General features: G+C 72.6%; 10 protein-coding genes. 5 read left to right on the top strand and 5 right to left on the bottom strand.

What is annotated here, in order from left to right; genetic code table 11:
• Positions 1 to 67: 67 nt before the first annotated feature.
• Positions 68 to 928 (bottom strand): universal stress protein, encoded by an 861-nt coding sequence (locus CQZ88_RS29415; RefSeq protein WP_029541723.1) that lies wholly within the window; start codon positions 926 to 928, stop codon positions 68 to 70.
• Between the two features lie 100 nt (positions 929 to 1,028).
• Between CQZ88_RS29415 and CQZ88_RS29410 the strand changes: the two genes are divergently transcribed.
• Together CQZ88_RS29410 and CQZ88_RS29405 are read left to right on the top strand one after the other, a co-directional pair.
• Complete coding sequence (locus tag CQZ88_RS29410; protein WP_006946943.1) at positions 1,029 to 1,949, top strand: pseudouridine synthase; 921 nt, start codon at positions 1,029 to 1,031, stop codon at positions 1,947 to 1,949.
• A gap of 29 nt (positions 1,950 to 1,978) precedes the next feature.
• The gene (locus CQZ88_RS29405; protein ID WP_006946948.1) at positions 1,979 to 2,485 is read left to right on the top strand and encodes an SRPBCC domain-containing protein; all 507 of its coding nucleotides are present in this window, start codon (positions 1,979 to 1,981) and stop codon (positions 2,483 to 2,485) included.
• A gap of 24 nt (positions 2,486 to 2,509) precedes the next feature.
• Here CQZ88_RS29405 and CQZ88_RS29400 read toward each other — a convergent pair whose 3' ends face one another.
• Together CQZ88_RS29400 and CQZ88_RS29395 are read right to left on the bottom strand one after the other, a co-directional pair.
• The gene (locus CQZ88_RS29400; protein WP_044476558.1) at positions 2,510 to 3,517 is read right to left on the bottom strand and encodes a nitroreductase family protein; all 1,008 of its coding nucleotides are present in this window, start codon (positions 3,515 to 3,517) and stop codon (positions 2,510 to 2,512) included.
• On the bottom strand, positions 3,507 to 4,040 hold the full coding sequence (locus CQZ88_RS29395; RefSeq protein WP_006946953.1) for a flavodoxin domain-containing protein: 534 nt from the start codon (positions 4,038 to 4,040) through the stop codon (positions 3,507 to 3,509). The genes CQZ88_RS29400 and CQZ88_RS29395 overlap by 11 nt, the downstream gene beginning before the upstream one ends.
• A 221-nt stretch (positions 4,041 to 4,261) precedes the next feature.
• On the opposite strand from CQZ88_RS29395, the gene CQZ88_RS29390 reads away from it, so the two are divergent.
• From CQZ88_RS29390 to CQZ88_RS29380, 3 genes are all read left to right on the top strand, one after another.
• The gene (locus CQZ88_RS29390; RefSeq protein WP_102800666.1) at positions 4,262 to 5,788 is read left to right on the top strand and encodes a CYTH and CHAD domain-containing protein; all 1,527 of its coding nucleotides are present in this window, start codon (positions 4,262 to 4,264) and stop codon (positions 5,786 to 5,788) included.
• A 102-nt stretch (positions 5,789 to 5,890) separates the two neighbouring features.
• Positions 5,891 to 6,883, top strand: coding sequence for a zinc-binding alcohol dehydrogenase family protein (locus CQZ88_RS29385; protein ID WP_037200556.1), 993 nt, complete (start codon positions 5,891 to 5,893; stop codon positions 6,881 to 6,883).
• A gap of 51 nt (positions 6,884 to 6,934) precedes the next feature.
• Positions 6,935 to 7,828, top strand: coding sequence for a universal stress protein (locus CQZ88_RS29380; RefSeq protein WP_102800665.1), 894 nt, complete (start codon positions 6,935 to 6,937; stop codon positions 7,826 to 7,828).
• Positions 7,829 to 7,866: 38 nt separating this feature from the next.
• Here CQZ88_RS29380 and CQZ88_RS29375 read toward each other — a convergent pair whose 3' ends face one another.
• Entirely contained in the window at positions 7,867 to 8,592 is a 726-nt protein-coding gene (locus CQZ88_RS29375; protein WP_006946958.1) for a VIT family protein, read from the bottom strand.
• Between the two features lie 52 nt (positions 8,593 to 8,644).
• Positions 8,645 to 9,743: AAA family ATPase (locus CQZ88_RS29370; RefSeq protein ID WP_258008880.1), on the bottom strand; the 1,099-nt coding region annotated here is incomplete at its 5' end.

The raw sequence follows: 9,743 nt of genomic DNA, 5'->3' as shown, positions 1-9,743 counted from the left end.
GCAGCGCGCTGGGCCTGCCCATCCGCCGCACACCGCCGCCGGACGAGCAGACCCGACCCGGGTCTCCCTAGTCGCGCCGGACCACGAGCAGCGGACACGGCGTCGTGTGCAGCAGCGCCCGGCTCGTCGAGCCGAGCAGCATGCCCTCGAAGCCGCCGCGGCCGCGGCTGCCGACGACGAGCAGCCGGGCGTTCTCCGCCCGCTCGAGCAGGTGGCGCACCGGGCGGTCCCGCACGACGACCCGTTCCACGTCGACGTTCGGATAGTCCTGCGTGCGGCCGGCGAGGGACTCGGCGAGCACGACGCTCTCCTGCTGGTCGACGTCCTCCCAGGTGGCTCCGGGCGTGCCGGCGACGACGTCGACGAGGTCTCGGTCGGACCATGCGTGCACCGCCACCAGCGGCGCCTTGTAGCGGTCTGCGGCCTCGAACGCGACGTCGAGGGCGTGCAGGCTCGCCGGCGAGCCGTCGACACCGACCACGACGGGGCCGTCCGCGCCCCGTCCGCTCTCGTCGGGCCCGGGGATCACCGCGACGGGACAGTGCGCGTGCGCGACCACCGCGGAGGTCACCGATCCGACCAGTCCGCCGGTGAACTCGCCGAGACCGCGCCGGCCGAGGACGAGCATCCGTGCCCGACCGGAATACCCGAGCAGCGCCTGTGCGGCCACCAGGCTCGACTGTTCGGTGCGTACGGACAGCTCGGGGTGCTCGCGTTCCACGGTCTCCGCGGCGGACGCCAGGTTCCGTCGCGCGGTGAATCGCAGTTCGTCGACGAACGGCGACGAGGCGCCGATCCCGCCGGCGTTCGCGCTGGAGACGAGCAGCAGCGGCGCCCCCGTGGAGACGGCCTCGCCGGCCGCCCACCGCAGCGCGGCGCGCGCCGGCGCCGATCCGTCGACCCCGACCACGATCGGCGCATCATTCATCGCCCGCTCCTTGTCCCGTTCCGTCCGGTTCTTCCGCCACCAGTGTCGCCATCCTGCGGTCGCCGCGCGGTCGGTTGGCGGAAACAGTTACCGTGCGGGTGTGCGCCGTGCCCCGCTGCCCGTCCGCGACGGCCTGAATCCGACCCGCCTGCGCCTGCCCGACGGCGGCTCCTGGGCGACGGTGGCGGAGTTTCTGCTGGCGCGCTTCCCCGCCGACGCGGCGCGCGTGCAGGAGAAGGTCGCGGCCGGTGAGGTCGTCGACGGTGCCGGCGCGGCGATCACCGGGAACACCCCGTACGCGGCAGGCCGATTCGTGTACTTGTACCGCGATCCGCCGGTCGAGGAGCGGGTGCCGTTCGAGATCGCTGTCCTGCATCGCGACGAGCATCTGCTGGTGGTGGACAAGCCGCACTTCCTGGCGACGACACCGCGTGGGTCGTGGGTGGCCGAGACGGCGCTGGTGCGGCTGCGCCGGGAACTCGACCTGCCGGAGCTGAGCCCGGCCCATCGGCTCGATCGACTCACGGCGGGCGTGCTGGTCTTCACCGTCCACGCCGGTGCGCGCCGGGCCTACCAGTCGCTCTTCGATGCCCGCCGGGTCGACAAGGAGTACGAGGCCGTGGCCCGGCACGTGCCCGGGATGCGGTTTCCGCGCGAGGTGCGCAGCCGCATCGTCAAGGAGCGCGGCGTGTTGCAGGCGCGGGAGGTGCGGGGTGAGATCAACGCCCTCAGCCGCGTCGAACTGCTCGAAACGGACGCCGGGCTGGGCCGTTACCGGTTGCTGCCCCGCACCGGCAAGACGCACCAGTTGCGCGTGCACATGAATTCGCTCGGCCTGCCGATCCTCGGGGACAACCTGTATCCCGATGTATATGACGTTGCGCCCCAAGACTATTCACGACCACTGCAGTTGCTGGCCCGCGCGGTGGAGTTCGACGATCCGTATACAGGTCGACGGACCCGCTTCGCCAGCGCCCGAAACCTGGCAGCATGGAGGCACAGCACACCAGGACCCCGTTGATCACACGGGCTCACGTCTTGGAGGACCCCATGGATAACGGCACCGTCTCGCGCACCTACGACGGCCGCGTCGCCCTGCGCTTCCAGCACGCCTTCGCCCATCCCCCGGACCGCGTATGGCGGGTCATCACCGACCCCGAGTACCTACGCGCCTGGTTCCCGGCCCGCGTAGAACTGGATCTCACCCCCGGTGCCCAGCTCGTCTTCCATGCCACCGAGCAGCAGGCCGAGCGCCTCGGGCTGCCCGCCGACCACACCGCCACGGGGACCGTCATCTCCGTGCATCCCGGGCGCATCCTCGAGTACATGTGGGACGCCGAGGTCCTGCACTGGGAACTGGTGCCGGACGGGTCCGGGGGCTGCTGGCTGACGCTCACGCACACCGTCGAGGACGAGGACTCGGCCTACGCGCACGGCGCCGACTGGCACGCCGGGTTCGAGGTGCTCGAGGCCCAGCTGGAGGGCCGGGACGTGAACTGGTCACCGTGGGAACGCGCCCGGGAACTCGCCGACAAGTACCGCAACCCGTCCGACTGATCCCACTCGTCCGGTTGCCGGCGGCTATCCGTCCCGTCCGCTCCGGTCGACGAAGACCTCGTCGACCGGACGTCGCGACGTGGTGGGCAGTCCCCGCGCGCTGCGGGCCCCCAACCGGATCACCACCTGGGGAAATCCCGCGACCTCCCCGGTCCGCGCCGTCGCCGTGCGCACGATGCCGCGGCTGGCCTCGATCTCCGTCACGTGGGTGAGCGGGCACGTCGCCAGATGCGCCGCGGTGGCCTCGAGCAGTACCGCGGACATCGCCTCCCCCGCCCGCAGCCAGTCGATCCGCTCGTCGGCCCGGGTGCTGAGCACCGCCAGCGCCGACGCGTCCGCCTTCGGCTGCGCAGTGTCCAGAGTTCCTGCGCCCGTGGGGAACCGCCGTCCCACATCGATGTCCCCGGCGGCCTCGTCGTCGAGCAGCGCGGACGCCGGCACGCCCGTGTCGCCGGGCTCCGCGCGACCGGTCCACCAGGCCAGCTCCTGCCGGTATGCCTCGTCGCCCTCGCGGATCGCCGCGCTCAGTTCCGACGCCCGCGCGAGGTCCGAGCGGGCCTCGGCGTCGAGGATCGACAGCGACGCCCCCTCCCGGCGGGCGGCGTTCTCCAGATCCACCAGGCTCTCGCGCAGGGTCGTGGGCGCCGCGAACGGCCGCCGGTCGGTGTGCCGGGCGCCGATCGCGAGGGCGAGGGCGGCGTCACGGGCGTCGACCGTGTGGGGCCGGTCGAAGTCGAGAACGGCCAGCAGGTCCGGTCGCGACGGATCCGGAAGCCGGGTCACGGTGGGGATCCACGACGCGGCGGACAGCGCGACGCGGGCGTGGTGCAGCGCCGCCCCGCAGCCGAGAACCAGCTGCCGGCCGCTCGGATCGGTGTGGCCGAGCATGCGCTCGGCGACGGCATACAGTTCGAGCCGTTCGCCCGTCCACTCCCAACGCCACGGCTGGCTGTTGTGCAGGGACGGCGCCCGGCACGCCGACTCGACCGCATCCCGGATCGCCGCGGTGTCCGGCCGGATCTCAGTAACCATCGTTGTCTCTCCCCCAGCCGCTCGACTCGACCGCATGCCGCTCCACGGACTCGACGATCTGCGCGGCCCAGGTCCCGATCGCGTCCCAGTCCCGGAAGTCTCCGGTGCGTCCTCCGGTCATGCGGGCAACCACGCGTTCGCCGGCGCCGAGCACCTCCGGATCCAGTTTCCCCGCGAACATCCGGTGCTCGCGCGCGCCCGTGCGCTCCGTCGCCAGGGAGGCGTCGTACGGCCTGTTCACGGGGCGGTCCTGGTCGCCGATCGGGCCCGAGGAGAACAGGAACACGGCGCGCTCCCGCAGCGCGCCGGCGTGCCGATCGACGAAGGTCTTGGCGGGATGCAACCAGTGCCCGAGGTAGACGGCGCTGCCGAGGACCACCGCGTCGTAGCCGTCCACGGCGTCGACCTGCTCGGGCGCGACTACGTCGACGTGCGCTCCCTTGTCGCGCAGGGCGGCCGCGAGCGCCGTGGCGATCTCCGTGGTGGAGCCGTGCCTGCTCGCCGCCGTCACCAGAATCCTCATCTGTGTCCTCCCCGGCCCAGGTTATTCGATGATCGCCCGACGGGCACGCGGTCGGACAGAGTCGAAGGGCCCCGCTCCCGGGCCGGCCGCAGCCGGGCCGATGCGGCGATCACGTGCGACGGGCACAGGTCGGTGCCGGGGTGGCAGAGTGGTCTGACGAACGCCGCCGACCAGCGCGACGAGGACACGCAGGGCAACCGCCGGAACAGGAGTCGGATCGCATGACCACGCCGCCCAGGATCGACGCGGTTCAGGAATCGGAACGCAAGTACGCGGTCGGGCACGCGCAGCAGCTGCCGGACCTGTCGGGCCTGCCCGGCGTCGACGGACACCCCGAACCCGACCTCCAGCAGCTGTCGGCGCGGTACTACGACACCGACGATCTGCGACTGCTGCGCGCCGGGATCACCCTGCGCCGCCGCGAGGGGGGTCACGACGCCGGCTGGCACGTGAAGCTCCCGGCCGGCACGGACACCCGGACCGAGGTGCGCTTCCCCCTCGGCGACGACACCGCCCGGCCACCGGCCGAACTGCTCGCCCTCCTGCACGGGGTGCGCCGTGCGCGTCCCGTCGCGCTCGCGGCGGTGCTGAACACGCAGCGGTGGCGCCACCGCCTGATCGACGACGAGGGGCGGGCCCTCGCCGAGATCGTCGTCGACGACGTCGTCGCGACCCGAGGGGAGGGCAGCGAGCCGCAGCGGTGGCGCGAGATCGAGGTCGAGCTCGCCTCGGCCGGAACCGATCTGCTCGATGCCGTCGAGGATCGGCTGACCGCCGCCGGAATCGAGCGGGCCCCGAATCCCTCCAAGCTGCATCGGGCGCTCGCCGATCTGCTGCCCACCGAGGAGCCGGTGCCCGGCCCGGCCGGGCACCTGCGCGACTACCTGCGCGGCGAGTTGCGCACCCTCGAGCTCGCCGAGATCGGCGTGCGCCGGGACGCCCCGGACGCCGTCCACAGCATGCGCAAGGCCCTGCGCCGGATCCGCAGTGCCCTGCAGACGTATGCGGGAACCTTCGCGATCGACGACAGCCTGGTCGACGAACTACGTTGGACGGGAAGGAAACTCAGCCCCTCGCGCGACCTCGAGGTGCAGTGGGAGCGCATCGTGGACCGCGTCGCGGAGGTGCCCGTGGAAGCGCAGCGCGAGGCCATCCGCGCCCGCATCGACGAGTACTTCTCCGCCCGGTCGGACGCGGCCCGGCTCGAGGCCGTCGGCACCCTCGACTCGGACCGCTACGCGGCCCTGCTGGGTTCGCTCGACGCACTGATCGACGGGCTGGCGAGGGGGGCAGTCGGATCCGGTCCCGGCGAGCAGCGACGACAGGTTCGCCCGAAGGACCTCGACCGCGCCCTCGCCCGCCTCGCGAAGAAGGTCTCGCGCCGGGTCCGCAGCGCCGGGGAGGCAGCCACGCACGCCGAGCGGGACGAACTCGTCCATCGGGCCCGCAAGGGCGCCAAGCGGATGCGCTACGCCATCGAGGTGCTGCGGCCGCTGCATCGCAAGCGCGCCCAGCGCGCCCTCGATCACTTCGACGACTTCCAGGATCTGCTCGGCGAATTCCAGGACTCGGTGGTCGCCCGCGAGCACCTGCTCGACATGGTCTCCGAGCAGGACCACACCGCCGAGTCGAGCTTCGGCCTCGGGATCGCCTACCAGCGCGAACTCGAGATCGGTGAAGCGCAGGTCGCGCAGCTCGAACGCGCGTGGAAGCGAGCGCGGCGGGCGGCGAAACCGCTGTGGAAGTGAACCACTGCCGACCGGGTCCTTGTCCCCTGGCCGACCACCGCCGAGAAAGGGCATGCTGAGCCCGGACGACGGAAGGAGGCGCGCATGAGCACCCCTGGAGAGATGCGAGCATGGCGTGTCGACATCCCACGCCCCGCGGCGGAGCATCCGCTGCGGCCGGTCCGGGAACCGATTCCCGAACCGGCGCCCGGGGAACTGCTGGTGCGTGTCCTCGCGTGCGGGGTGTGCCGTACCGACCTGCACGTGAGCGAGGGCGACCTGCCGGTGCACCGGCCGCACGTCGTCCCCGGCCACGAGGTCGTCGGCGAGGTGGTCGGTGGCGACCTCGGCGAGCACCGGGTAGGCGACCGGGTGGGCATCCCGTGGCTGCGCAGCACGTGCGGCCGGTGCCGGTACTGCCTGCGCGGGGACGAGAACCTGTGCCCGAACTCCACCTACACGGGCTGGGACGCGGACGGCGGTTACGCCGAATATGCCACCGTCCCTTCCGCTTTCGCACTGCCACTGCCGTCCGGGTACGCCGACGCGGAACTCGCCCCCCTGCTGTGCGCCGGCATCATCGGCTATCGGGCGCTGCTGCGCGCCGAGGTTCCGGACGGCGGCGTGCTCGGCCTGTACGGCTTCGGCGGCAGCGCCCACCTCGCCGCGCAGGTCGCCCTCGCCCGGGGTGCCCGCGTGCACGTCATGACCCGCGGCGAGACCGCCCGGCGGCTCGCCCTCGAACTCGGCGCGGCCTCCGCGCAGGGCGCCTACGACGAGCCGCCCGAGCCGCTGAACTCGGCGATCCTGTTCGCCCCCGCCGGGGAACTGGTGCCCACCGCCCTCGCCGCACTGGACGCCGGCGGCACGCTCGCCGTCGCCGGCATCCACCTCAGCGACGTGCCCCCGCTGAACTACCAGCAGCACCTGTTCCGCGAACGCCAGGTGCGCAGCGTCACGGCCAACACCCGCTCCGACGCCCACGAGTTCCTCGGCTTCGCGAACGAACACCGCCTGCGCGTCACCACCACCGCGTACGGGCTCGACCGTGCCGACCGCGCGCTCGAGGACCTGTCCGCGGGGCGTTTCGGCGGCGCGGCGGTCCTGGTTCCGTGAAACACTCGACATGCGCCCCGAGCGCGGAGAATGCACCGAGAAGGAGATCGAATGAGCACACTTGCCAACCGGAATGCCGTCGTAGCGGGCGTGGACGGTTCCGCCGTCGCCACGAGTGCGGCCCGGTGGGCGGCCGCCCTCGCCGCTCGTCTCGGAGCGCCCGTGCACCTGGTGCACTCGCTGCCCAGCGAGGGCATCTTCTACAGCGAGGCCGCGGTGCTCATCCAGGCGCAGATGGTCGACCAGCTCCGGGAGGACGGCGAAGCGATCCTGTCGAACGTCACCGACGTGGTCCGCTCCGACCATCCGGATCTCGAGGTGCAGAGCTTCATCGGTCCGGGCCCCGCCGCCAACTCGCTGCTCGAGGCCGCCGAGGACGCCCGCCTCGTGGTGATGGGCGCCACCGGTGCCAACGCCGTGGAGAACTTCCTGCTCGGCTCGACCGTGCTGCGCGTGGCCAACCACGCCCCGTGCCCGGTGGTGGTGTGGCGCGGCGACACAGCACGACCGCTGCCGGACACCCGGCCCATCGTCGTCGGCGTCGACGGCAGCGAGCTGTCGACGGCCGCGGTCGGGCACGCCTTCGAGTACGCCTCGCTGTTCGGTGTGCCGCTGGTCGCGGTGCACTCCTGGATCGGGGACGCCGCCCTCGGCGTCGGCACGGTCGCGACGCTGGTGGACTGGGAGGCGGTGGGTGAGTCCGAATCCGCGGTCCTGTCCGAGACTCTCGCCGGCTGGCACGAGAAGTTCCCCGACGTGGAAGTCCGCCGCGTCGTGGACCGGGGCCCCATCGCGAAGGTGATCCTGCGCCAGCTCGAGGACGCACAGCTCGTCGTGGTGGGCAGCCACGGCCGCAGCCAGTTCACCGGCGCACTGCTCGGGTCGGTGAGCCAGAACCTGCTGCACAACGCGCCCTGCCCGATCATGATCAGCCGCAAGAAATGACGACCGGCCGGTGCCGCCCGTCGCCGGGCGGCACCGGCTCAGGCCGTCACGGTCCCGAACGCCATACCCACCGCGTACGTCACGATCATCGCGAGCGCACCGCCGATCACCACGCGGGACGTCGCCCGGCCGCGGCGCGCGCCGCCGAGCCACGCGCTGACCGAACCCGTCAGGGCCAGCGCCACGAGCACCGACACGAACGTGACGGGGATCCGCAGGCTCGCCGGGGGCAGCACGATCACGAGCAGCGGCACGAGGGCGCCGACGGTGAACGAGACCGCCGACGACAACGCCGCGGCCCACGGATTGGCCAGCGCCTCGGGATCGATGCCGAGTTCGACCTCGGCGTGCGCGGCCAGCGCGTCGCGCTTGGTCATCTCCTTCGCCGCGGAGCGCGCCGTCGCCCTCGACATCCCCTTGCCCTCGAGCAGCGCGGTCAGCTCCTCGAGTTCGGCGTCCGGCATCTCCTCGAGCTCGCGACGTTCCTTGTGCAGCAGCGCCCGCTCGGTGTCACGCTGCGTGCTGACCGACACGTACTCCCCCAGGGCCATCGACACCGCGCCGGCCGCGAGCCCGGCGAAACCCGCTGTGAGGATCGTCGATTCGTCGGTGGTGGCGGCGGCCACACCGACGACGAGGCCGGCCGTGGAGACGATTCCGTCGTTCGCGCCCATCACGCCGGCGCGCAGCCAGTTCAGTTTCGCCGAGATGCCTCCGGAGTGCGGCTCGACGTCGGCGTGATTGAGGGAAGGATCGGTCGACATGCCGCCAGGCTAGGGCGATTCCGCGCGCCGCGGTAGCAATGCGAGCCTGTCCTCACCACGGTCCCGGACCGAGTTCCCGCTCCAGCCACGCGGCATCGGGGAGGGCGCCGTCGCTCGTGTCCACGACGCGAGCCGTGGGCCACTCGTCGCGCACGTGCAGCTGCTCGTCCAGGACGGCGGGCGTGGCGTCGGACGCGTCGTCGCCCCGCTCGCGCCGGGCCACGATGCGGCGGACCAGCACCGCCGGGTCCGCCCGGCACTCGATCTCGACGAGGTCGGCGGTCGCGGCGGCCGCAACCGCACGCGCCGCCGCGCGACGAGCCTCGGTGAGCCACGTCGCGTCCAGCACGACCGACTCGCCGTGGGTGAGCGCGACGGCGGCGCGGCGCAGCACCTCCCCGTAGGTCTCGTCGGTGTGGGCGGCACTGTAGAGCCCGGCACCGACGGCGGCGGTCGCATCGGCGGTCGGGGCGAGACCGGCCAGTTCCTTGCGGACCACGTCGCTGCGCAGCACGGTCGCACCCAGGTGCTGCCCGGCGAGATGGGCCACGGTGGTCTTGCCGGTGGCGGACAGACCTCCGACGACGACGAGGCGGACCCGGCCCCGGTCGAGGTTGCGCCGCGTCTGGTCCAGGAACGCGAGCGCGCCGGCGCGCGAGTGCTCGTCACCCTGTTCGTGCCGCAGCGCGGCGACCTTGGCCCGGACCACGGCCCGGTACGCGATGTAATGGTGCATCAGCGACGGCGGGAACGCGTCGGCGGAGAACTCGGCATAGGCGGGCAGCAGCTGCCGCGCCGCCGCCTCGCCGCCGAGCCGTTCGAGATCCATCGCGAGGAAGGCGATGTCGAGTGCGGCGTCGCCGTAGCGCAGCCGGTCGTCGAACTCGAGGCAGTCGATGATCCGGGGGCCGTCGTCGAGGCAGAAGATGTCGTCGGCGAGCAGATCACCGTGGCCGTCGACGGCCCGCCCGGCGGCGATCCGCTCGTCGAGCACCCGTTCGCGGCCCGCGAGATAGCGGCCGGCCATGTCCCGGATCGCGGTGAGCGCGTCGCCGGCCTCGGCCCCGACGGGCAGGCGGTCGAGGTGGTCGAGGCTCTCGCGCCACAATCCGTCGAGGAACTGCGCCGTGGCACACCGGTCGATGGCCGGA

Origin of the sequence: Rhodococcus sp. ENV425, from assembly GCF_002887785.1 — a bacterium.
Classification (GTDB): domain Bacteria; phylum Actinomycetota; class Actinomycetes; order Mycobacteriales; family Mycobacteriaceae; genus Rhodococcus; species Rhodococcus aetherivorans.
The sequence above is the reverse complement of the archived record's forward strand: the minus strand, read 5'-3'. Positions and strand labels throughout refer to the sequence as shown.